We start from the raw sequence: 21,738 nt of genomic DNA on the forward strand, positions 1-21,738 counted from the left end.
GCCGAGTAGCTTGCCTTTTCCGCGATCTGTCAACCGCCTTTCTGCATCCGTCCCGCCATTTCGGTCATGTCGCGGCTCAGGCCGGGTTGCGCCAGAATCCGACGCAACTGCTCTTGCACCATCTGCTGACGGTCCGCGTCATAGCGGCGCCATGTCTCAAAGGCTGTCGACATGCGGGCGGCGGTTTGCGGGTTCAGCGGGTCCAGCTTCATCAGCCAGTCGGCGACAAAGGCATATGCCGCCCCATCCGCCCGGTGGAACCCTGCGTGGTTGGCCGAAAGCGCCCCGATCACCGACCGGAAACGGTTGGGGTTCTTCCAGTTGAATTCTGGCAGTGCCGTCAACTCTTTGGCCACCTCGACCGCCCGATCCGGCGCAGCAAGCGCGATCTGCAGCATGTACCATTTGTCCATCACATTGCCGTCTTGGCCAAACATCGCCGCGAACTCGGCCAAAGCAGCCTCAGCCTTGCCCAGATCAATCAGCGCCGAAAGCGCACCAATCCGGTCGGTCATATTGTCGGCCTTGGCCCAAGCATCCTTGGCCGCCGCGCCCCCATCCAGCCTTGACACCAGCCCCAGCGCCGCATTCCCAAGCGCCCGTTTCCCGGCCGAAACCGCATCGGGCGTAAAGGCCCCCGAGACCGACATCGAGGCCATCAGCCCCTCCAACCCGTCGCGCAATCTGTGCGCCAAGGCATCGCCCATGGTCCGACGCGAAGCATAAATCCGTGCCGGATCGGGGACATGCCCGGCCGCGTGCAGCGTCTGCGCCATGTCATCATCCGACGGCAGACGCAGGCACAAGGCCCGGAATGCTGGATCAAGCCGGTCATCAAAGGCCACTCCGGCCATTGCATCCAGCCACATCGGCGCCACATCGGCCCCTTCGGCCACCATCCGGGCCAAGACATCCTTGGCCAGCGCCCGCCCAGCCTCCCATTTGTTGAACGGGTCGGTGTCATGGGCCAGCAGGAAGGCGCGGTCGACGGGCGTCAGATCTCGTTCCAGCACCACGGGTGCCGAAAACCCGCGCAGGATCGAGACTACGGGCCGCGCGCCCAAGCCCTCAAAGCTGAAACTCTGGCGCGTCTCTGTCATCTCCAGAACCGTCGTCGGCACCGCCTCATCGCCATTCGGCCCGATCAGCCCCACCGCAATCGGCAAGACCTTGGCCCCCTTGACCTCTTGCCCAGGCGTGGCTGGGTTTTCCTGCTCGAACTGCAGCGTCAGGCGGCCCTCGGCCCACTCCTCCGACACCTTCAGGCGCGGCGTTCCCGCCTCGGAATACCACCGCTTGAACTGGGCCAGATCGCGGCCCGTGGCATCCTCAAAGACCTTCAGCCAATCCTCGATCGTTGCAGCCTCACCATCGTGGCGATCAAAATACAGATCCAGCGCCTTAGCATAGCCTTCATCGCCCACCAGACGCTTCAGCATCCCGATTACCTCGGCGCCTTTTTCATAGACCGTGGCGGTGTAGAAGTTGTTGATCTCCATATAGCTTTCCGGGCGAACCGGATGCGCAAGCGGACCCTGATCCTCGCGGAACTGACGCGCCCGCAGCATCAGCACATCTTCGATGCGCTTCACCGCATGGGACCGCATGTCGCCCGAAAACTGCTGGTCGCGGAACACCGTCAGCCCTTCTTTCAGGCAAAGCTGGAACCAGTCGCGGCAGGTGATGCGGTTGCCGGTCCAGTTGTGAAAATACTCATGCGCGATGATCGCCTCGATCCGGGCAAAATCATCATCGGTCGCGGTTTCCGGACTGGCCAGCACGAATTTGGAGTTGAAGATGTTCAGGCCCTTGTTCTCCATCGCGCCCATGTTGAAATCGTCAACCGCCACGATGTTGAACACGTCCAGATCATATTCGCGGCCATAAACCTCTTCATCCCAGCGCATCGACCGGATCAGACTGTCCATGGCATAGGCGCAGCGATCTTCATCCCCAGGGCGTACCCAGATGTTCAGGTCAACAGAGCGGCCCGAGGCGGTGCGGAAGGGCGCGGAATGGGCCACCAACTCTCCGGCGACCAGCGCGAACAGGTAGGCAGGCTTTGGCCAAGGGTCGTTCCATTCGGCCCATCCAGCCCCTTGCCCAACAGGATTGCCGTTCGACAAAAGCACCGGCAGGTCGCCTTCAACGCGCACCTTGAACGGAGCCATCACATCGGGGCGGTCAGGGTAATAGGTGATCTTGCGAAAACCCTCGGCCTCGCATTGCGTGCAGTACATGCCACGCGACATGTAAAGCCCCTCCAGCGCCGTATTCGCCTCGGGCGCGATTTCGACCTCGGTTTCCAGAACAAAGGCGCCATCGGGCAGATCGGCGGCAGCCAGCGTCAGGCCAGTTGCATCGACAAGCGGCGCCACATCACGCCCGTCAACCTTGCAGGAAATCAGTTTCACGCTTTCGCCATCCAGCCTCAGATCGTGCTTCCCCGGCCGCGCGGGGTTTGGCGCCAAGTCAATCCGCGCCTGAACCCGCGTCGCTTGCGGGGACAGCCGGAACACCAAGGACACCTGCTTCAGAACGTGGCTAAAGGGCTGGTAATCAGACAGAAAAACGGTCTGGGGGCTGGCGTCTGACATCACGTCTCCTTGATCGCGGAACGGTTTTCGCGGGGCAAACGTTAGACAAGCATCACCGCCGCTGCAACCAGCAGCCCAAACAGGAATGGAATGTCTATGTCTGCCCCCGATACCGACCTTGAGCGTTTGAAACATCGCCACCGCGGCGCATTGATCGGACTGGCCGCTGTCGTGGCCTTTTCGCTGGCCCTGTTCTTTGCCCTCAGCTTCTGGCTGGCCGAGGAAGGCCAGACACCCGGCGAAACCAGTCAGACAGAGCTTTCTCTTTCGGCGCTGACGAACGGTTAAGGCTTTACGAATCTGCGCCAAGAGCTAGATAAATGTTCCATGAATGTTCTTGTCTGGTTCAAGCGCGATCTTCGGATCACCGACCATCCCGCCCTTACCCTTGGGGCGGGGCTTGGGTCGGTTTTGCCCTTTTACCTGATCGAGCCGGACTACTGGGCGCTGCCGGACATTTCAGCCCGACAATGGGCCTTTACGGCTGACGCCTTGGAGAGCCTGAGACTGGAATTGCGCGGCCTTGGGGCGCCCTTGGTCATTCGCACGGGCGAAGCGGTTGCAACGCTGGACCGCATATGCCGACAGCACCGCATCACCACCATCGTCAGCCACGAAGAAACCGGCAATCTCTGGACCTACGCCCGTGACCAACGCGTTGCGGCTTGGGCCCGCGGGCAAGGGATCGACTGGCGTGAGGTGCCGCAATCGGGCGTGCAGCGGCGGCTGGCGTCCCGCGATGGCTGGGCGCGTCAAAGGGATGACTTCATGGCCGCGCCTGCGTTGCCCGCCCCGGTATTGCGCCCAGTTGATGGCCTTGAACCCACGCCCGTTCCTTCCGCCAAGGCATTGAAGTTGAACGAAGACCCCTGCCCGCACCGCCAGATCGGCGGACGGGGTCAAGCCACGGCTTTGCTGGAAAGTTTCCTCATCAAGCGTGGCGAACCCTATCGCAGCGCCATGTCTTCGCCCCTTTCCGGCGAACGCGCCTGTTCCCGGCTCTCTCCCCATATCGCGCTGGGAACCCTTTCTCTGCGTGAGGTTGTTCAGGCAACCGCCACCCGCCAAGCCGAACGCCCCGGCGGCCGATGGAGCGGATCACTGACCAGTTTCCAATCCCGCCTCGCCTGGCGTGACCACTTCATCCAGAAACTTGAAGACGAACCCAGTATCGAAATCCGCGCCCTGCACCGCATCGCCGATACGCTCCGCCCCCGCGATCCCGACCCGCTGCGACTGGCGGCGTGGTCGAATGGTGAAACCGGTCTGCCTTTCCTGGATGCCTGCATGCGCTATCTAAACGCAACCGGCTGGCTGAATTTCCGGATGCGGTCGATGGTCATGGCGGTTGCATCCTATCATTTCTGGCTTGACTGGCGGGCAACGGGCGCCGTCCTCGCCCGCCGTTTCACCGATTACGAACCGGGCATCCATTGGCCGCAGGTGCAGATGCAGTCCGGTGTCACTGGCATCAACACTCCCCGGATCTACAACCCGATCAAGCAAGGCCTTGACCAAGACCCGACCGGCGCTTTCACCCGCCGATGGGTGCCGGAACTGGCAACAGTGCCGGACGCGTATCTGCAAACCCCGTGGCGGTGGGAGGGCGCAAAGACCCTGCTTGGCCGCCGCTACCCAGAACCGATTGTGGATGCGATGGCCGCACAGCGCGCTGCACGGGACGCGATCTTTGGTTTGCGAAAGCAAAGCAGCCGCGAAGACATCGCCACCATTCTGCGCCGCCATGCCAGCCGCGCCGACCCGCGCTTTGTCAATGACCGCAGCCCAAAACCCCGCCGCCCAGACCCGACAAACCAGTTGAGCTTGGACCTGTAAGCTATGGCGAAGATGGTGAAAAAAGGCGATCTGCCTCAGAAAATCTGCGCCACGTGCGGTCGCCCGTTCACATGGCGCAAGAAATGGGAAAAGGTTTGGGATCAGGTCAAATATTGTTCAGACCGCTGCCGGGGCGAGGCAAGAAAGAAACCGGCCAGCTAACGGTCAAACCCCTGCCCGTCGGGATAGTGCAAAATCTCGGCACGCAGCCCCGAACCAGCGATCCAATCGCGCATCTCGCCCGAAACTCGCCCCAGAAAACTGACCCGCTCTAGGGTTGCAACACCGTGCAGGGCTTTCATCTCGGGCCAGCCAAAGGACAGATCGTGATGGCCCAGCCAAGCGGCGGGCCCGGTGTAGCGCACCACAGCCCGCCCGTTTTCGCCCTTGGCATCGGCAAAGAACCGATAGCCCAAGACCCCCTGCTCCCCCTCGCGTTCCACACGCGCGGCCAAAACGGCAACCGCTTCCAGAAACGCCTCGGCGCTCCGCAACAAGCGATAGTCATTGACCGCGATCAAAACCGCCATGCGTCAGCTTTCCGCAAGGGCCGCCAGTTTTGCAAATGTGGTATTGCCATATTCCACCGCCCCGAAATTGACCACGGCATCACGCATCGCACGATCTGCAAAGGTCATTTCCTGCGTGAACCGCGTGCCACCCTCAACCGGTGTCAGCGTCACCAAGACCTCGGCGTGAACCGCGTCCACGCCCGGATCATACATGTTGAATTCGATCCGCTCAAACGGGACATAACGCAGATAGCGGTGCAGGTTCGGATAGATTTCCCCCTGCGGCCCGATCATGTCAAACAACCAGTGGCCGCCCTCGCGCAGGTCAATCTCCTTGGTCTTGCACGAAAAGCCCTGCGGCCCAAACCATTGCGGCAACAGGTCCGGGTCCGTCCAGCAGCGCCAGATCCGCTCTGGCGTGGCCTTGATCACCCGCGTCATCAGGATGGAACGTCCGTCGCTCACAGCGTCACCGCCAAGGCATCAAGTTGCGCCGCCGCCGTGCCCCAACCGTCGTGAAAGCCCATCTCTTCGTGGCTTTTGCGTTGCTCCGCTGTCCGATGCAGCGCAATCGCACGATACAAAGTCCCCTCTCCTTCGGGTTCCAGCAGGATAAAGGCGGTAAAGCCAAAGCTCTCGGAATTCGGGCGATAGCCGCCTTGCAACAGATCGGTCCATGCAAGTTTGCGGCCCGGATCTATCTCCAGAAAACAGCCATGCCCCACCATGGCCCCATGACCGGGCACATCCATCGTGGTCTTGAAACTGCCGCCGGGGCGCAGGTCAATTTCGACATCCCGCGTCACCACGGGCTTCGGAGCAAACCATTGCTCCAGCAACTTCGGCTCTGTCCAGCAGCGCCACACCTTGGACGGGGACGCTTTCAGATGGCGCACCAGTTCCAAATCCGTTTCGGGATTAATTTTCATCCCTGTCCTCCAAATGTTCCAAGAATGCTTCCAGCCGGTCGGTCCGCGCTTCCCATTCGGCGCGGCGCTCTTCCAACCATTGATTGGCCACAACAAGGCTTTCCGGCACGGCCCGGCAAAACCGCACCCGACCCTGCTTTTCCGTCTCGATCAGCCGCGCTTCTTCCAGCACCGACAAATGCCGCAGAACCGTGGGAAGCCGCAGCCCGGTCGGCTCGGCCAGATCGGAAACGGCGACCACCCCCTTGCCCAGACGGGCCAGCATCGACCGCCGGGTAGGGTCGGACAAGGCTTGGAAAATAAGGGAAAGATCGGGTTCATGCGTAGACATGCCCCTACTATTCACGTCACGCCGAGTCGCACAAGTAAAAACTTAGCAACTCGGCTAAGCATTGCCTTCGCGAAATAGATGAAACTGCTGCGGAAAAACTGGTAAAGTTTTTTTACCACGTTTGTTGCCTATCGGAAACTTTCGCACTATCTGTATTCTAATGCATACTGCGCCCTGCCCGTCTTGGCCGACAGGCTGGCGCAGAAAAGGGAGAGGGACGGACATGACCCAAAGGGTGACGATCAACGGGCTCCAAGTGGATGCCCAACTCAAAAACTTTGTCGAAACCGAGGCTCTTCCCGGCACCGGGATCAGCGCAGCAAAGTTCTGGGAGGATTTCGCCAAGATCGTCACCGATCTGGCCCCCAAGAACCGCGCGCTTCTGGCCAAGCGCGACAGCCTGCAATCGCAGATTGACGCATGGCATGTGGCAAACCGTGGCAAGCCGCATGATCACGAGGCCTACACGTCATTCCTTGCGGATATCGGCTATCTGGTCCCGGAAGGCGGCGCTTTCGAAATCGAAACCGCGAATACCGACCCCGAGATTGCCACCGTTGCCGGCCCGCAGCTTGTGGTGCCGATCACCAATGCCCGTTATGCGCTGAACGCCGCAAACGCCCGCTGGGGCAACCTTTACGACTGTCTCTATGGTACCGACGCCATGGGGTCCGCTCCGCCGAAAGGCGGCTATGACAAGGGCCGTGGCGGCCGTGTCGTCGCCCGCGCCCGTGTCTTTCTGGACGAGGCATTTCCGCTGCAAGGCATCAGCCACGCCGATGTGCGCCGCTATCACGTCAAGGGCGGCCAGCTTTTGGCCGATGACCTGCCGCTGATCGACCCCGCAAAATTCGTGGGCTATCGCGGCCACCCGATGGCACCCGACACCATCCTTCTGAAAAACAACGGTTTGCACGTCGAGTTGCACTTCGACCGCACCCACCCCATCGGCGCCCGCGATCAGGCAGGTCTTGCCGCCGTCCATCTGGAAAGCGCCCTGTCGGCGATCATGGATTGCGAAGACTCGGTCGCTTGTGTTGACGGCGAGGACAAGGTTCTGGCCTACCGCAACTGGTTGGGCCTGATGAAGGGCGACCTTCAGGAATCCTTCGAAAAGGGTGGCAAGACCGTCACCCGCGCGCTGGAGGCAGACCGCACCTACACCACCCCCGATGGCGAAGGCCGTGTGACCGTCAAGGGCCGCGCCCTTCTTCTGGTCCGCAATGTAGGCCACCTGATGACCAACCCCGCAATCCTTGACGCCTCGGGCGCCGAAGTGCCCGAAGGCATCATGGATGCGATGATGACCACCCTTATCGCCATGCATGACCTGCAAAAGACCGAAGGGCCGCGCAATTCGGTCAAAGGCTCGGTCTATGTGGTGAAACCAAAGATGCATGGCCCCGAAGAGGTTTCCTTCGCGGACGAGATCTTCACCCGTGTCGAAGCAGCACTTGGCCTGCCCAAGAACACCGTCAAGCTGGGCGTGATGGACGAAGAGCGCCGCACCTCGGTCAACCTCAAGGAATGCATCCGCGCCGCCAAAGCCCGGATCTGCTTTATCAACACTGGCTTCCTTGACCGCACCGGCGACGAGATTCACACCTCGATGGAAGCCGGTCCCTTCAGCCGCAAGGATTTCATCAAGCGCAAGGGCTGGATCACCGCTTACGAAAACCAGAACGTCGATATCGGTCTGGAATGCGGCTTCTCGGGCAAGGCGCAGATCGGCAAGGGTATGTGGGCAGCCCCCGACCTGATGGCCGCGATGCTGGAACAAAAGGTCGACCACCCGAAATCGGGCGCGAATTGCGCTTGGGTGCCATCCCCCACCGCGGCCACCCTGCACGCGCTGCATTACCACCGCATCGACGTCTTCGCCGTTCAGGCCAAGCTGAAGAAAGGCGGCCGCCGCGCCTATGTGGATGCGATCCTTGACGTACCGCTGGCCAGCTATCGCAAGTGGACGCCGGAACAAATCCTGCGCGAGGTGGAAAACAACGCCCAAGGCATCCTTGGTTATGTCGTCCGCTGGGTCGACCAAGGCGTTGGCTGCTCGAAGGTGCCAGACATCAACGATGTCGGCCTGATGGAAGACCGCGCCACCTGCCGCATCTCTTCGCAGCATATCGCGAACTGGCTGCATCATGGCATTGTCGGAGAACAGGAAGTCATGGCCACGATGAAGAAAATGGCCGAAGTGGTGGACCGTCAGAACGCGGGCGACGCGGCCTACACGCCAATGGCCCCCAGCTTTGACGGCATCGCCTTCAAGGCCGCCTGTGATCTGGTGATCCGTGGACGCGAACAGCCCTCGGGCTATACTGAACCCGTGCTGCATGCACGGCGTCTTGAAAAGAAGGCCGAGTTGGCAAAGGCAGGCGCGAAATGACCATCTCTCTCAGAAAAGCCCGTAAAATCATCTCGACAGCCCTGGTCAAGGGCCAAGAGATGGGCCTGAAGCCGCTTTCCGTCGTTGTCGTCGATGCAGGCGGCCACACCATCGCCTTTGAACGCCAAGATGGCGCTTCTCCCGGCCGCTATGCGATTGCGCATGGCAAGGCCAATGGCTGCGTCATGCTGGGCCTGCCGGGCAGCGCCATTCAGACCCGCGCCGACGCTCAGGCCTATTTCGTCGGCGCGCTGAACGGCCTTTACGGCGGTGACTTCGTTCCGGTCCAAGGCGGCGTTCTGGTCAAGGACGCGAAGGGCAATACCCTTGGCGCCGTCGGCGTCACCGGCGACACCTCGGAAAACGATGCTGCCGTTGCCGTCGCCGGAATCGAGGCCGCAGGCCTGATCGCCCAAGCCTAACAACAGGAGGCGCCGATGCATCCGCAAAAAGTTCCTGACGCGACGTTCCACACAAGGGTCCGCAACCCGGCCCTTGAAGGACCGAACCCGTTCGAATGGAAGGCCGTCACCAGTGACGATCTCTTCAAAGGTCGCCGCGTCGTGCTATTCGCCCTGCCCGGCGCCTTTACCCCGGCCTGTTCCGAAAGCCACCTGCCGGGATACGAGGCCGCAATCGACGAATTCACCACCCTTGGCGTGGATGAGGTGATCTGCCTGTCGGTCAATGATGCCTTCGTCATGTTCCAATGGGCCAAGGCGCAAAACATCAGCCGCGTCCGTATGCTGCCCGATGGCAATGGCGAATTTACCCGCAAGATGGGCATGTTGGTCGACCGTTCGGCCACCGGCATGGGAATGCGGTCTTGGCGCTATTCCATGCTGGTCGAAGACGGCCAGATCACAGCCTTCTTCCCGGAACCCGGCTTTGGCGACAATCCCACAGGCGTGCCCGTCAAAATGTCGGGCGCGGACACCATGCTGGATCACCTGCGCAACCGCTGAACCCTATCGGTCGTGAATGCCCTTGCCCGCCAAAATCTGCGGGCGGGCTTTGGCGATGCGGGCCACCCGCGTCGCGGCCTGTTTCGCCTGACCAATGGTGATGGCCCATCCCCGCTGTCGCCCCGGCGTCAGCGCCGCAAACGCCTCGGCCAATTCCGCATCGTCCTCCAAGGCCGCAACCAGTTCTTCCGGTAGGTCCGGCTCTGCCTCGGGCAGATCAACCTTCACTCCCTCGGCCTCCAGCTTCATGGCCTGCTGCAACAACTCCATCAGATCCGCCTCGGCCTGATGGATCTGGGCCACGTCGGTCACACGAAACACGCGGGCAATGCGCGAATTGTCACCGGGAGGCGCCAAAAGCCCCTTTTCATCCTTCAGCAACACGCCCTTGAAAAAGGTCAGCGCACAGAAATTCTTGAACCCGCCAAGGATCGCTACATTGCCGCCTGCATGGGTGTAACACGGCCCACGCCATTTGAACTCTTCGGTCAAACCGGCTTTCAAAACCAAAGCGCGCAAAACGGCAAACGCGTCATACCATCGGGTCGCCTTCGAAAAGAAGGCGTCAATCTTTACGGTCGGATCTTCCATCTTGCGCCTTTCTAATCGGTGGTGACGGCGTCCACCTCAATCTCTACCAACCATTCCGGATTTACGAACCGCGTAATGCACATGATCGTATCCACAGGCCGCGCCTCAAGACAGTAAAGTTTCCTTGCCTCGATTGCGGGTTTCCAATTGTCGATATCAGTCAGGATCACCCGCGTTCGCACGATATCCCCAAGCCCCGCCCCCGCCTGCTCCAGCGCGGCCTTGATGATTTCAAAGCACTGCTTGGTCTGGGCAAAGACATCGCCCACACCTACGGTCTTACCATTGGCATCCACTGGCGCGGTGCCCCCGACGGCGATGAAATTTCCCACTCTGACAGCCCGGCTGAACCCGACAATAGCCTCCATCGGATTTCCGTTTGAGATCAGTTTGCGCTGACTGGCCATGATGTCATCTCCCCCATCAAGACAATGGGAGAGTGTGCCAGAATTTACGCCCCGCGTCACCGCAAGCGAAGCGCAAGATCGGGCCAAAGACGGGCATTGCGATGGCCACGGGTTGTGACCACGGATGTCCCACGGGAAAACCACGGGAAACCCACGCAAAACACACAGGGCGTTTTCAGCCTATGTCCAAAGCGATGGCGTGAACACGCGTGTTGATGTCACCCAGGGCCGCATGAACCGCGCGATGCCGCTGAACCCGCCCCATGGCCGCCAATTCCGGCGCGCGCAGGAGGATTCGGAAATGACTTTCGCCCGACCCATCGTCACCCGAATGCCCTGCGTGTTTGTAACTTTCGTTTTCAATTTCAAGCACTTCTACGCTGAACGCCTGCCTCAGCCTTGCGTCGATCTCATCTTTCACGGGCATTTTTATCATCCCCCCCTTCACCTTGCCGTTCAATTCCCTAAACTGTGCCGCCCGAGTCGGAAAGCCAGTGAAAGGTTCCCTTCATGGTAACGAAGCCCCCATTTGACTTCGACCTGCGTGTGTCGACGGACAAAAAGAAGAAGAAGACCAATCGTCGTGGCTTTTCAGGGGCTTACGAAACATCCACCCGCGCCTGCGAATTCCCGGGATGCAGCGAACAGGGCATTTACCGTGCCCCGAAAAGCCCGGATCAGCTGGATGATTTCTTCTGGTTCTGCAAAGACCACGTCCGCGAATACAATCTGAAATGGAACTTCTTCGAAGGCACGTCAGATGACGACTTCCAAAAGTTCCTCGACAAGGATCGCGTCTGGGGCCGCGAGACAAAACCCTTTTCCCGTCAAGGGGATGGCAATGCGTGGTCTCGTCTTGGCGTCGATGACCCGATGGAGCTTTTGGGCGAAAAAGGCACCCAGAACCCCGGCCGCGTGGCCAACCTTGCGACGCGGAAATTGCCTTCGACCGAACGCAAGGCGCTTGAGATTCTGGATTGCCGCGACACCATGTCAAAGGCTGATATTCGCAAGGCTTACAAGGGCTTGATCAAGGTCTTGCACCCAGACATGAACGGCGGCGACCGGAGTCACGAGGATCAGTTGCAAGAGGTTGTCTGGGCTTGGGACCAGATCAAGGACAGCCGCAATTTCAAGGACTAAGCGGCTCCTTGGTTAAGCCGGCTTGAACACCAAGGCGGCACCATTCATGCAATAACGCTTGCCGGTGGGCTTTGGCCCGTCATTGAAGACATGCCCGAAATGCCCACCACAGCGGCGGCAATGCACCTCGGTACGCGAGCCGAAAAGGCCACGATCCGGCTTTGTCCCGATGGCATTCGGCAAGGGCTGCCAAAAGCTTGGCCAACCGGTGCCGCTGTCATATTTGTGCTGGGACGAAAACGCTGCCAGATCACAGCCGGCGCAGTGAAAAGTGCCTTCGCGCTTTTCAAGGTTCAGCGGACTGGTAAAGGCGCGCTCTGTATCCTCTTCCCTCAGGACGGCATACTGTAGCTTCGTCAGACGTTTGCGCCATTCCGCATCGGAGAGCGAAACCTCGAAGTTTTCTGTTGCTTCGGCAAATCGGCCATAGAAAACACCGGCCCCCAGGGCGGCGACACCCAAGCTTAAAACGGTTCTGCGCTGCATTTTCGACCTCATTTTTGATCTCTTCATGTCAGCCAATACGTCGCGAGGTCAGAAATAGTTTCATCAGTCTGGAAAGGTTGTTACGGATACAGCCCTTCCCCTTGCACCCCCCCGCTTTATGTTCCACAACTCCGGGGTTGGCTGTGCCCATCGGGGTATGGGCCTTGAATGGGCTGGATTGGATTTAGACGATGCTGGATCACGCGATGAAACCGACCGAAGAAATCTCTGTACGCGATGTGTTCGGCATTGATACCGACATGAAGGTCAAGGGTTTTGAGGAGCGCACTGACCGCGTGCCTGAAATCGACCCGACCTACAAGTTTGATCCCGACACCACCTTGGCCATTCTGGCGGGCTTTGCCTATAACCGCCGCGTGATGATCCAAGGCTATCACGGGACCGGCAAATCGACCCATATCGAACAGGTCGCCGCACGTCTGAACTGGCCTTGCGTCCGCGTTAACCTTGACAGCCATATCAGCCGGATTGACCTGATCGGCAAAGACGCAATCAAACTGCGCGATGGCAAGCAGGTGACGGAATTCCACGAAGGCATCCTGCCTTGGGCCCTGCGCAACCCGGTTGCGATTGTGTTCGATGAATATGACGCTGGCCGCGCGGATGTGATGTTCGTCATTCAACGCGTGCTGGAACATGACGGCAAGTTGACCCTGCTGGATCAGAACGAAATCATCACGCCCCATCCGTCCTTCCGCCTGTTTGCCACCGCAAACACCGTGGGTCTGGGTGATACCACCGGCCTTTACCACGGCACCCAACAAATCAACCAAGCCCAGATGGACCGCTGGTCGCTGGTCGCGACGCTGAACTACCTGAGCCATGATGCCGAGGCTGCGATCGTTCTGGCCAAGAACGCGCATTACAACACCGAAAAGGGCCGCAAGACCATTTCGCAGATGGTGACCGTGGCGGACCTGACCCGGACCGCCTTCATGAATGGTGATCTGTCCACGGTCATGTCGCCGCGGACCGTCCTGAACTGGGCGCAGAACGCCGAGATCTTCCGCAATGTCGGCTATGCCTTCCGGCTGACCTTCCTGAACAAATGCGATGAGCTGGAGCGTCAGACCGTGGCCGAGTTCTACCAGCGCTGCTTTGCCGAGGAACTGCCGGAATCTGCCGCAAGCATGGCGATGCGCTGATCAAATCTGAATGCTGCGAACGCTGTCGTCTATCGCTACGTTCATTTTGGTGTTCGCAGTCGTGATTTGGCTGTCGCCGAGTCAACCAAAAATGAAAATGGATGAGGCCAATTTCTGGCATCTCATCCAGCTTCTAGACGTTCAGGTATGGGACGATAGCGAGACTGACTACAGTCCGCTTTTAAACGCATTATTGAACTAGCCCCCTGAGGAGATCGCCACATTTTACGAGATCCTGGCTGTCAAAAACCTTTGCGCTGGACACAAAGCGTCACTACGCGGCCTACAGCTTTATCCCCGGGCTATCGGACAGTTTCCTTTACACCAGGCTCGCGGTAGTCGCCCGTGGAAAACTCTTTTATGAATCTGTTCTGCAAGACCCGTCAAAGTTTCCGGGCTGGTCCACAGGTGCTTGGTTTGAGACACTAATGTATATTCCGGCAATCGCATTTCGTGACGTTACGGGCGATGAATTTGAGCGGGATTCAAGCGTTTCGATCGAGTCGTTCTCAAATATCGACGGGTGGAAATAGTCCTACCCAACTCGTTTCGTATCCAAGCCGCCACACTATGCGGATGCGGCATGACTTTCTCCAAACGGATTAATTGATTAGCAGGTTTTTCAGCCCCATGCTGCAAACATGGGCAGAATGAAAACTTTCCTTGTGATGGTTTCGCTTGCCCTGCCAGTTCAGGCGGGGACATTGCCGCTTGCCCCCCAAGCTGGAGAGGAGCAAGTCTATCAATTCGCCAGTTGTGCCGGTCGTTTCTCAGCCCTTATGGAACATCAATGGCTGGTTGACGGGCCGGAAAGCGAAAGAACTGCAAGGATGGTCGCCAATATGTCCGCCTTGGTTCAGGCCGTTCTGGCTGAGGGTCAAGGCAGACGCGCGCTTTCATGGCGCATAGAGGCAAAGGCCGCGCAACGGGCGCTGTTGATGCAAGCCGATTTCGGAACGGAAGCGCCCTTGCGGCAAAGAGCCCAAGCACGCGCCGAAGTCCTTCTTGGCGCGTGCAGGGCATTGCTTTTGGGTTAGGCTTTTGCGGCTTTGGTGGCGTTCGCCCACCATACGACGTCATCCAACATCGCCTTGGCCGACGGCTCGATTGATCCGGCGATGTCTGCCAGATTGCCCGAACCGCCAAACCCCGGATGGACCTTGAAGAAGTCGCCGCCGCCGATATGGACCGAGTTACGTACCGGAACCATCTGCAGTTCGACGCCGATCATCCGAAGATGCGCCAGTGCCGAGGTGCCGCCCATCGACCCGTAGGCCACGGCGCCAAAAGGCTTGCGCGCCCATTCGACATAGGCCTGATCCAAGGCATTTTTCAGAACGCCGGTGATCGAGCGGTTATATTCGGCGACGACGAAGATATAGCCGTCAAACTCGGCCAGTTTCTTCTGCCATTTCACGGCGATTTCGTTCTGGGTCGGCGCCCAAGCGTTCGAGGCAACCTCGTCAAAGAACGGCATCGGGAAGTCGCGCAGGTCAACCACCTCAACCTCCATATCGCCACGAGCTTCGGCCTGAGCCTTGATCCAGGAGGTCGGGATATCGGCGAAACGGGTCGGGCGGGTGGATCCGGTGATAATGGCAATCTTTGGTTTGGACATGATTTTCTCCGTTTCAGGATGGTCGTCGGGTTGACTGAAGAACACGCCCTGAAAGATGGACACTTTCCGCTGCGGAACAATTCCGCGCCGCCGCGCTTCCTTTGTGCAGCAATGCACGAAGGAAAGGCTTGCCGCTGTGCAAAACTGCCTTTGAAACATGCACAAACGGCCCTTGCCGCGCCCCCGACAGAGTGCCATGTTCGCCCAATGAGCAAGCCCAGTGACAACCCCGCCGATCCGTTCAAAAAAGCCCTCGCCGAGGCGACCAAAACCATGGCCGATGACCCGGACATGACGGTGTCCTATTCGGTCGATCCTCCGGGAATGAACAAGGAAGGCGTGCGTCTTCCGCAAGTCAGCCGCCGAATGACGCGGGACGAGGTTTTGCTGGCCCGTGGTACGGCGGACGCGTTTGCCATGCGGCGCAAGTTCCACAATGAGGCAACCAGCAACCGATATGCGCCCACGGGCCAATTGGCGCGCGATATCTATGACGCGATGGAAACCGCCCGCTGCGAGGCGATGGGGGCCCGCGCCATGCCGGGCACCGCCGGCAATATCGACGCGAAGATTTCCTATGAGGCGGATCGCAAGGGCTATGGCCAGATCACCAGCACCCAAGACGCCCCCCTGTCCGTGGCGGCTGGCTATCTGGTGCGGCATTTGGCAACCGGGCGTGACCTGCCGGCGAATGCTGCCAATGTGATGAACCTGTGGCGCGGATTCATTGAGGAACAAGCGTCCGACACGCTGGACAATATCGACCATGTGCTGGCCGATCAGGCAGCTTTCGCCCGTTTGGCGCGCAAAGTGATTTCTGATTTGGGCTATGGCGATCAGCTTGGCGATGACCCGGATGCCCCAGATGAGGACGAGCTGAACGACGAGGCTCAGGAGGACGAGCAGGAGCCAGAAAGCAACGGCGACGAGCAGTCTCAGGAGGAAGAGGCCGAGGCAAGTCCGGAGCAAAGCCAAGAGCAGCAACAAGATCAGTCTCAGGCGCAGGTCTCGATGGAAGACAGCGCCGATATGGACGATGGCGAAGAGCAGGAAATGCCAGAGGGAGAAGCGCCGCTTGAGCCGCCGCCGCCCGCCCCGCATTCGGCCGCTGACCCGAATTACGCAGTTTACACCACCGATTTCGATGAGGAAATCAGGGCTGAAGATTTGGCTGAAGCGGCCGAATTGGAGCGGCTGCGGGCGTATCTTGATCAGCAGCTTGAGCCCCTGAAAGGCGCGGTCAGCCGTTTGGCCAACAAGTTGCAGCGCCGGCTTCAGGCCCAGCAAAACCGGTCATGGCTCTTCGATCTGGAAGAAGGCACGCTGGATGCCGGGCGGTTGGCGCGGGTCGTTGCGAACCCGACCACGCCTTTGTCTTTCAAGCAGGAAAAGGACACCGAGTTCCGCGATACTTGCGTGACGCTGCTTCTGGACAATTCCGGGTCGATGCGCGGTCGCCCGATCTCGATTGCCGCGATTTGTGCCGATGTTCTGGCCCGTACGCTGGAACGGTGCAGCGTCAAGGTCGAGATTTTGGGCTTTACCACCCGGGCGTGGAAAGGTGGGCAAAGTCGCGAACGCTGGCTTGCACAAGGGCGCACGCAGCAACCCGGTCGCCTGAACGACCTGCGCCATATCATCTACAAGGGGGCCGATGCACCTTGGCGGCGCGCCCGGCCCAATCTGGGCCTGATGATGAAAGAAGGTTTGCTGAAGGAAAATATCGACGGCGAAGCTTTGGAATGGGCGCACCGGCGGATGCTGGCCCGCCCCGAGGCGCGCAAGATCCTGATGGTGATTTCAGACGGTGCTCCGGTTGACGATTCAACCCTTTCGGTCAACCCCGCGAACTTCCTTGAAAAACATTTGCGTGACGTGATTTCCATGGTCGAGCGCAAGAAGGCCGTGGAACTGATCGCCATTGGCATCGGCCATGATGTTACGCGCTATTACCAACGCGCGGTCACGATCACTGATGTCGAGCAGTTGGCGGGCGCGATGACAGAGCAACTGGCTGGTCTGTTCGACAGCGACCCGCGCAAGCGAGCCCGTGTTCTGGGCATGCGCAAGGTTGGATAAGTTGGAGGGGGCTGTCAGCCCCCTCTGGGCCTGCAGCCCATTCACCCCCGAGGATATTTTGGACAGAAAAAAGGGCCACAGGGATGTTCCAGAGCTTTGAAAGCCATGCAGATCCGGCACAGGGTGGTCCCCGACTGGCGGCTTTGCGCGATCGGCTGGTGGCTGAGGGCTTGCAGGGCTTTGTCGTGCCACGGGCTGATGTGCACCAAGGAGAATATGTGGCCGCGCGCGACGAGCGCTTGCAGTGGCTGACCGGGTTCACGGGCTCGGCTGGCTTTTGCATTGTCTTGCCGGGGATCGCAGGCGTTTTCATAGACGGGCGCTATCGGGTTCAGGTGAAAGCGCAGGTCGATCTGGACCGTTTCACGCCGGTTCCCTGGCCCGAGGTGAAGCCGGGAGATTGGATTAAAGAGCACCTTGCTGGCGGCGAGGTGGGCTTTGACCCTTGGCTGCATACCGCCGACGAGATTGCAAAGATTGAAGCCGCACTATCGGGTTCTGGAATTGGGCTGCGAGCCTGCAGCAATATGGTTGACGCGATCTGGGCCGATCAACCCGCACCACCTTTGGGAGCAGCCTTTGCCCATCCCGATGAATTGGCTGGGGAAACCAGTGTCGCGAAACGACATCGTCTTGCAGCGGAACTACGGGCATCTGGTCACCGCGCGGCCGTCATCACGCTTCCGGATTCACTCTGCTGGCTTTTGAACATTCGAGGCGCTGATGTGCCGCGGAACCCCATCCTGCACGGATTTGCGGTTTTGCACGATGATGGTCGGGTAACGCTCTATGCCGAGGCCGCGAAATTTGACGACCGGGTTCGGGCGCATCTGGACGAGCATGTCTCGCTGCGTCCGCCAGCAGCCTTTGTCCCCGGTCTGCATACGCTGCAAGGCCCGGTTCGCGTCGATCGGACAACGGCTCCGCTTGCGGTCGGTCGTGAATTGGAGGAAGCCGGGATTGACGTCGCATGGGGCGATGACCCCTGCCGCCTGCCCAAGGCCTGCAAGAACGCGGGCGAATTGGCTGGAATGCGGGAAGCCCACATTCGTGATGGGGCGGCGATGGTGGAATTCCTGTGCTGGCTGGAGGCACAGCCAAAGGGCAGCCTGACGGAAATTGACGTCGTGCGCGGGCTGGAAGGCTTCCGGCGCGCGACGAACGCCTTGCACGATATCAGCTTTGATACGATTTGCGGGGCCGGCCCTAATGGCGCCATCATGCATTACCGCGTGACCGAGGGCAGCAACCGTCCGGTTCAGGACAACGAGATTTTGTTGGTGGATTCGGGCGCCCAATACGTTGATGGCACAACGGATATCACCCGGACCATCGCAATTGGCGATCCCGGAGACGAAGCACGCCTCTGCTATACGCGGGTGCTGCAAGGGATGATCGCGATTTCCCGTGTCCGCTTTCCAAAGGGTCTGGCTGGCCGTGACCTTGATCCCTTGGCACGATTTGCGCTTTGGGTGGAGGGGCAGGATTTCGATCACGGCACAGGCCACGGCGTCGGCGCATTCCTTTCGGTGCATGAAGGCCCGCAGCGCATTTCGCGGATATCGGAAATTCCGTTACAGCCTGGGATGATCCTTTCGAACGAACCTGGTTACTACCGCGAAGGGGCTTTTGGCATTCGGCTGGAAAACCTGATCGTCGTCGGGCCCGCAGTGCCATTGGGTGACTTGCGCGATCAGTATTCGTTTGAAACGCTGACTTTCGTTCCCTTTGACCGGCGGATGATCAAACGCGAACTGCTTTCCTTGGCAGAGCGTTCGTGGCTGGACCGATATCATGCCGAGGTTGAGGAGAAGCTTGCCCCCCGGCTGAGCAAGGAAGCGCGCGAATGGCTGAAAGCAGCTTGCGCGCCGCTTTAGACGGCTTCAGCGGCGGTCTTACGGATCCTCTCCACCATGGCGCGGACTCCGTTTGACCGCTGCGATGAGAGGTGTTCGTTCAGACCCAAGCGCGCAAGTTCTGCTGTAGCGTCGATCTTGCCGACCTCGGCAAGCGATTGGCCTGAATAAAGGGCATGTAGGACGGCGATCAGGCCCCGCACAATCATCGCATCCGAGTCCCCCTCAAAATCGAAGGTTCCCCCGGCAATCTGCGGGCGAAGCCAAACTTGAGAGGCGCAGCCATCTACCTTGTAGGCCGGCACTTTGAAGCTTTCGTCGAGGGGTGCCATGGCCTTGCCAAGTTCGATCACATGGCGATACCTGTCTTCCCAGTCGTCGAGAAATTCGAACGTTTCTACGATCTCTTCAAAAGCTTCGCTGGCCATGGTGCCTCTTTCCGGTTCTTCTTCCTGAGGTAAAGCGCGGGAAGCGGCAGGTCCAGCCCCATCGCGGTCTTTTCAAAGGGCCTTTCATCGGATACCCAAAGGGAAATCAGATTGGATGCCCCGATGTCACGTTCGCTTTCGGTTGCCCTCATTGCGCTTATGCTTCTCGTCAATTGTGGCTTTGTGCGCGACTCTAAATTGAACCCGTTCAATTGGTTCGGCCGTTCTGAGCCGGCAGAGAAAGTCGTGATCGAGAAGCCCAAGGATCCGCGTTATCTGGTAGCCGACGTGGTTTCGATGAATATTGAAACCTACTCTGGCGGGATCATCGTGCGGGCCAAGGGCATTACCCCCACGCAGGGGTGGTGGGACGCCGAGTTGGTTGAGCTAGAGCAAGACGATCCGAGCCATCTGGTTCTGGAGTTCCGGTTGCTGCCGCCGTTGACCGAAGCCGATGTGAATACGCCACGCTCTCGCGAGATTGTCGTTGCAAAGACCGTATCGCCGCAGCGGCTGGGATATATCACCAAAATCACTGTCCAGGGCGCGAACAATGCGCGCAGCAGCCGCGCACAACGCTAACGCCGCAGTTCGGTCCGCATCGTTACAGTTGAACGACGCGGACTTCCGAACCCTTGGCAGACAGGGCAATTTCTCCACGGCATAGACGCAAAGCGTCGTCACCAAAGGCTTCCTTGCGCCATCCCCGCAAAGCCTCGACGTCACGTTGACCTGCAGCAATCGCATCAAGATCGCTAGAAGATGCGATCAATCTCGGCGCGACTCCCAAGCTTTCGGATTTGGCTTTCAGCAAGACGCGAAGCAAATCAGCCAAGGCGGGGTTCACCTGCAGTTGCTCTTGGTTGGACTCCATCCGGGGCATATCTTCGGGACGGGTTTCGATCCCGGCCTTGATCGCCGCAAGGATGCCTTCTGCGATCTCGGGCTTGCGGCCCTCGCGCATCAGCAGGCGCGAACGTCCAAGTTCCTCGATCGACTGCGGCTTGGTCGAGGCAAGTTCTAACAGAGCATCGTCTTTCATGACGCGACTACGAGGCACGTTATTCTTCTGCGCGTAGTCTTCCCGAAAGCGGGCCAATTCACGAACCAAAGACAAGAAGCGACCCGACGTTGTCCGCGTTTTCACGCGTTGCCATGCGTCATGAGGGCGAACAGTATATGTCTCAGGGTCGGTGAGCACCCCAAGCTCCTCAGCAACCCAACGCGCCCTGCCATTTTTTGCAAGCTGCGCGGCAAGCCATTCATAGATCACCCGTAGATGCGTGACATCTGCCAGCGCATACTCTTTCTGGGCATTGGAAAGCGGGCGGCGCGACCAATCGGTAAAGCGGCTGGTCTTGTCGAGGTTTTCCTTGGCGATCTTTCGCACAAGCGTCTCATAGCCGACCTGTTCGCCAAAACCGCAGACCATCGCGGCAATCTGCGTGTCGAAAAGCGGCTTTGGAAACACATTGCCTTCGACGAAGAAAATTTCCAGATCCTGCCGCGCCGCATGAAAGACCTTGACCGTAGCCTCATGTCGGAACAGGTCGTAAAGGGGCTCAAGGCTCATTTCGACGCCTTCGATCGGGTCGATCAAGACTGCCTCACCCGTCTTTCCCGGAAGCGCCATTTGGATCAGGCAGAGCTTTGACCAATAGGTCCGCTCTCGCAGAAACTCGGTATCAATGGTGACATAGGGGGCAGATTTGGCGGCCTCACAAAAGGCGGCGAGATCTTCGGTCGTTGTGATCGTACGCATGGGCATCCTTGGCCGGGGCGTGCGGGGTCATCCCGCCTGAATTTCCGACCTATAGGTGTGGGTTTGTAGAAAGGGAAGGGAATTTGCCGGCATTACCCTTTTCCATGCCTCGCAAGCGGCCTAACTGTTGCTAATTGCCATCGCAGAAAAGACAAATCCAATGCGTAGATCCCAGATCTTTTTCCGTCTGCTGACGGAGGGACGCCACTGATGCGTCCCTTGTGGTTTGGTTTGGGTCTTGCTTCTGTCGGAATTGGGCTTGCAGGCGTTGTTCTGCCACTTGTCCCCACTACGCCTATGATGATCCTTGCGGCAGCGTGTTTTGCGAAATCTTCTCCGCGTATGCATGATTGGCTGTGGGAGCACCCGCTCTTCGGCCCTGCCATCCGCGATTGGCGGCAGCATGGTGCCATCCCACCAAAGGCCAAAGCCGCGTCGATTTTGGCGATGGCCGCAGCATTTGGGCTCAGCCTTTACTTGGGCCTGAAGCCTTGGGTTTTGGCGGCGCAAGGCAGTGTTTTGTTGATCATGGGGTGCTGGATCGTGACGCGCCCATCTGGCCCAAGAGAAGAAAACTAGCAAAAACCATAGGGTTCCGGCACAAATTCGGCCCGGATCGTGGCAGAAATGTGCGGATTTC

The 21,738-nt window shown here is 59.2% G+C and carries 26 protein-coding genes; 14 read left to right on the forward strand and 12 right to left on the reverse strand.

Annotation, left to right across the window (positions count from 1 at the left end; all coding sequences use genetic code 11):
* Positions 1–29 precede the first annotated feature (29 nt).
* On the reverse strand, positions 30–2,597 hold the full coding sequence (gene pepN / locus ACSBLW_RS06480; RefSeq protein WP_435259413.1) for an aminopeptidase N: 2,568 nt from the start codon (positions 2,595–2,597) through the stop codon (positions 30–32).
* A gap of 96 nt (positions 2,598–2,693) precedes the next feature.
* Here pepN and ACSBLW_RS06485 point away from each other — a divergent pair, with 96 nt between their 5' ends.
* From ACSBLW_RS06485 to ACSBLW_RS06495, 3 genes are read left to right on the forward strand one after another with little or no spacing between them, the layout of a single operon-like run.
* Positions 2,694–2,885: a hypothetical protein gene (locus tag ACSBLW_RS06485; protein WP_435259414.1), complete on the forward strand. Its 192-nt coding sequence runs from the start codon at positions 2,694–2,696 to the stop codon at positions 2,883–2,885.
* A gap of 39 nt (positions 2,886–2,924) precedes the next feature.
* A complete protein-coding gene (locus tag ACSBLW_RS06490; protein WP_435259415.1) occupies positions 2,925–4,433 on the forward strand; it encodes an FAD-binding domain-containing protein in 1,509 nt (502 codons plus the stop codon).
* Between the two features lie 3 nt (positions 4,434–4,436).
* A complete protein-coding gene (locus ACSBLW_RS06495) occupies positions 4,437–4,595 on the forward strand; it encodes a DUF2256 domain-containing protein (RefSeq protein ID WP_435259416.1) in 159 nt (52 codons plus the stop codon).
* Here the strand turns inward: ACSBLW_RS06495 and ACSBLW_RS06500 are convergent.
* The 4 genes from ACSBLW_RS06500 to ACSBLW_RS06515 are packed head-to-tail and all read right to left on the reverse strand — an operon-like array spanning position 4,592 to position 6,205.
* The gene (locus ACSBLW_RS06500) at positions 4,592–4,963 is read right to left on the reverse strand and encodes a hypothetical protein (protein WP_435259417.1); all 372 of its coding nucleotides are present in this window, start codon (positions 4,961–4,963) and stop codon (positions 4,592–4,594) included. The two genes, ACSBLW_RS06495 and ACSBLW_RS06500, sit on opposite strands and share 4 nt — an antisense overlap.
* Positions 4,964–4,966: 3 nt before the next feature.
* Positions 4,967–5,410, reverse strand: coding sequence for an SRPBCC domain-containing protein (locus tag ACSBLW_RS06505; protein WP_435259418.1), 444 nt, complete (start codon positions 5,408–5,410; stop codon positions 4,967–4,969).
* Positions 5,407–5,874 carry an SRPBCC family protein gene (locus ACSBLW_RS06510; RefSeq protein ID WP_435259419.1) on the reverse strand — a complete coding sequence of 156 codons (468 nt, stop codon included), beginning with the start codon at positions 5,872–5,874 and terminating at the stop codon, positions 5,407–5,409. The genes ACSBLW_RS06505 and ACSBLW_RS06510 overlap by 4 nt, the downstream gene beginning before the upstream one ends.
* Positions 5,864–6,205 carry an ArsR/SmtB family transcription factor gene (locus ACSBLW_RS06515; protein WP_435259420.1) on the reverse strand — a complete coding sequence of 114 codons (342 nt, stop codon included), beginning with the start codon at positions 6,203–6,205 and terminating at the stop codon, positions 5,864–5,866. Before ACSBLW_RS06515 ends, ACSBLW_RS06510 begins: the two co-directional genes overlap by 11 nt.
* 223 nt (positions 6,206–6,428) lie before the next feature.
* Between ACSBLW_RS06515 and ACSBLW_RS06520 the strand changes: the two genes are divergently transcribed.
* From ACSBLW_RS06520 to ACSBLW_RS06530, 3 genes are read left to right on the forward strand one after another with little or no spacing between them, the layout of a single operon-like run.
* Entirely contained in the window at positions 6,429–8,597 is a 2,169-nt protein-coding gene (locus ACSBLW_RS06520) for a malate synthase G (protein ID WP_435259421.1), read from the forward strand.
* Positions 8,594–9,019, forward strand: coding sequence for a GlcG/HbpS family heme-binding protein (locus ACSBLW_RS06525; protein WP_435259422.1), 426 nt, complete (start codon positions 8,594–8,596; stop codon positions 9,017–9,019). Before ACSBLW_RS06520 ends, ACSBLW_RS06525 begins: the two co-directional genes overlap by 4 nt.
* A gap of 15 nt (positions 9,020–9,034) precedes the next feature.
* Positions 9,035–9,562 (forward strand): peroxiredoxin, encoded by a 528-nt coding sequence (locus ACSBLW_RS06530; protein WP_435259423.1) that lies wholly within the window; start codon positions 9,035–9,037, stop codon positions 9,560–9,562.
* 3 nt (positions 9,563–9,565) lie between these two features.
* Here ACSBLW_RS06530 and ACSBLW_RS06535 read toward each other — a convergent pair whose 3' ends face one another.
* From ACSBLW_RS06535 to ACSBLW_RS06545, 3 genes are all read right to left on the reverse strand, one after another.
* Entirely contained in the window at positions 9,566–10,153 is a 588-nt protein-coding gene (locus ACSBLW_RS06535) for a YdeI/OmpD-associated family protein (protein WP_435259424.1), read from the reverse strand.
* Positions 10,154–10,164: 11 nt separating this feature from the next.
* Positions 10,165–10,560: a RidA family protein gene (locus tag ACSBLW_RS06540; RefSeq protein ID WP_435259425.1), complete on the reverse strand. Its 396-nt coding sequence runs from the start codon at positions 10,558–10,560 to the stop codon at positions 10,165–10,167.
* A 175-nt stretch (positions 10,561–10,735) separates the two neighbouring features.
* Positions 10,736–10,987 (reverse strand): BolA family protein, encoded by a 252-nt coding sequence (locus tag ACSBLW_RS06545; protein WP_435259426.1) that lies wholly within the window; start codon positions 10,985–10,987, stop codon positions 10,736–10,738.
* 83 nt (positions 10,988–11,070) lie between these two features.
* On the opposite strand from ACSBLW_RS06545, the gene ACSBLW_RS06550 reads away from it, so the two are divergent.
* A complete protein-coding gene (locus ACSBLW_RS06550) occupies positions 11,071–11,703 on the forward strand; it encodes a DnaJ domain-containing protein (RefSeq protein ID WP_435259427.1) in 633 nt (210 codons plus the stop codon).
* Positions 11,704–11,715: 12 nt separating this feature from the next.
* Here ACSBLW_RS06550 and msrB read toward each other — a convergent pair whose 3' ends face one another.
* Complete coding sequence (msrB, locus tag ACSBLW_RS06555; RefSeq protein ID WP_435259428.1) at positions 11,716–12,189, reverse strand: peptide-methionine (R)-S-oxide reductase MsrB; 474 nt, start codon at positions 12,187–12,189, stop codon at positions 11,716–11,718.
* Positions 12,190–12,380: 191 nt separating this feature from the next.
* Here msrB and cobS point away from each other — a divergent pair, with 191 nt between their 5' ends.
* The 3 genes from cobS to ACSBLW_RS06570 all read left to right on the forward strand — a co-directional run bounded on the left by cobS (position 12,381) and on the right by ACSBLW_RS06570 (position 14,392).
* Entirely contained in the window at positions 12,381–13,355 is a 975-nt protein-coding gene (gene cobS / locus ACSBLW_RS06560; RefSeq protein ID WP_435259429.1) for a cobaltochelatase subunit CobS, read from the forward strand.
* Positions 13,356–13,561: 206 nt separating this feature from the next.
* Positions 13,562–13,888 carry a DUF4240 domain-containing protein gene (locus ACSBLW_RS06565; RefSeq protein ID WP_435260054.1) on the forward strand — a complete coding sequence of 109 codons (327 nt, stop codon included), beginning with the start codon at positions 13,562–13,564 and terminating at the stop codon, positions 13,886–13,888.
* A gap of 117 nt (positions 13,889–14,005) precedes the next feature.
* Complete coding sequence (locus tag ACSBLW_RS06570) at positions 14,006–14,392, forward strand: hypothetical protein (RefSeq protein ID WP_435259430.1); 387 nt, start codon at positions 14,006–14,008, stop codon at positions 14,390–14,392.
* Here the strand turns inward: ACSBLW_RS06570 and ACSBLW_RS06575 are convergent.
* On the reverse strand, positions 14,389–14,976 hold the full coding sequence (locus tag ACSBLW_RS06575; RefSeq protein WP_435260055.1) for an NADPH-dependent FMN reductase: 588 nt from the start codon (positions 14,974–14,976) through the stop codon (positions 14,389–14,391). The two genes, ACSBLW_RS06570 and ACSBLW_RS06575, sit on opposite strands and share 4 nt — an antisense overlap.
* A 204-nt stretch (positions 14,977–15,180) precedes the next feature.
* On the opposite strand from ACSBLW_RS06575, the gene cobT reads away from it, so the two are divergent.
* Both cobT and ACSBLW_RS06585 read left to right on the forward strand, forming a co-directional pair.
* Positions 15,181–17,052, forward strand: coding sequence for a cobaltochelatase subunit CobT (gene cobT, locus ACSBLW_RS06580; protein ID WP_435259431.1), 1,872 nt, complete (start codon positions 15,181–15,183; stop codon positions 17,050–17,052).
* Positions 17,053–17,135: 83 nt separating this feature from the next.
* Positions 17,136–18,929 (forward strand): aminopeptidase P family protein, encoded by a 1,794-nt coding sequence (locus tag ACSBLW_RS06585; protein WP_435259432.1) that lies wholly within the window; start codon positions 17,136–17,138, stop codon positions 18,927–18,929.
* Here the strand turns inward: ACSBLW_RS06585 and ACSBLW_RS06590 are convergent.
* Positions 18,926–19,336: a SufE family protein gene (locus ACSBLW_RS06590; RefSeq protein ID WP_435259433.1), complete on the reverse strand. Its 411-nt coding sequence runs from the start codon at positions 19,334–19,336 to the stop codon at positions 18,926–18,928. The two genes, ACSBLW_RS06585 and ACSBLW_RS06590, sit on opposite strands and share 4 nt — an antisense overlap.
* 123 nt (positions 19,337–19,459) lie before the next feature.
* Here ACSBLW_RS06590 and ACSBLW_RS06595 point away from each other — a divergent pair, with 123 nt between their 5' ends.
* Complete coding sequence (locus ACSBLW_RS06595; RefSeq protein ID WP_435259434.1) at positions 19,460–19,918, forward strand: hypothetical protein; 459 nt, start codon at positions 19,460–19,462, stop codon at positions 19,916–19,918.
* 22 nt (positions 19,919–19,940) lie between these two features.
* Here the strand turns inward: ACSBLW_RS06595 and rnd are convergent, their stop codons facing one another.
* Positions 19,941–21,098 carry a ribonuclease D gene (gene rnd / locus ACSBLW_RS06600; RefSeq protein ID WP_435259435.1) on the reverse strand — a complete coding sequence of 386 codons (1,158 nt, stop codon included), beginning with the start codon at positions 21,096–21,098 and terminating at the stop codon, positions 19,941–19,943.
* Positions 21,099–21,308: 210 nt separating this feature from the next.
* Between rnd and ACSBLW_RS06605 the strand changes: the two genes are divergently transcribed.
* Complete coding sequence (locus ACSBLW_RS06605; protein WP_435259436.1) at positions 21,309–21,677, forward strand: YbaN family protein; 369 nt, start codon at positions 21,309–21,311, stop codon at positions 21,675–21,677.
* The last annotated feature ends 61 nt before the right edge of the window (positions 21,678–21,738 follow it).

It is taken from the genome of Thioclava sp. FR2 (genome assembly GCF_051200875.1).
In the GTDB taxonomy this organism is placed as follows: domain Bacteria; phylum Pseudomonadota; class Alphaproteobacteria; order Rhodobacterales; family Rhodobacteraceae; genus Pseudotabrizicola.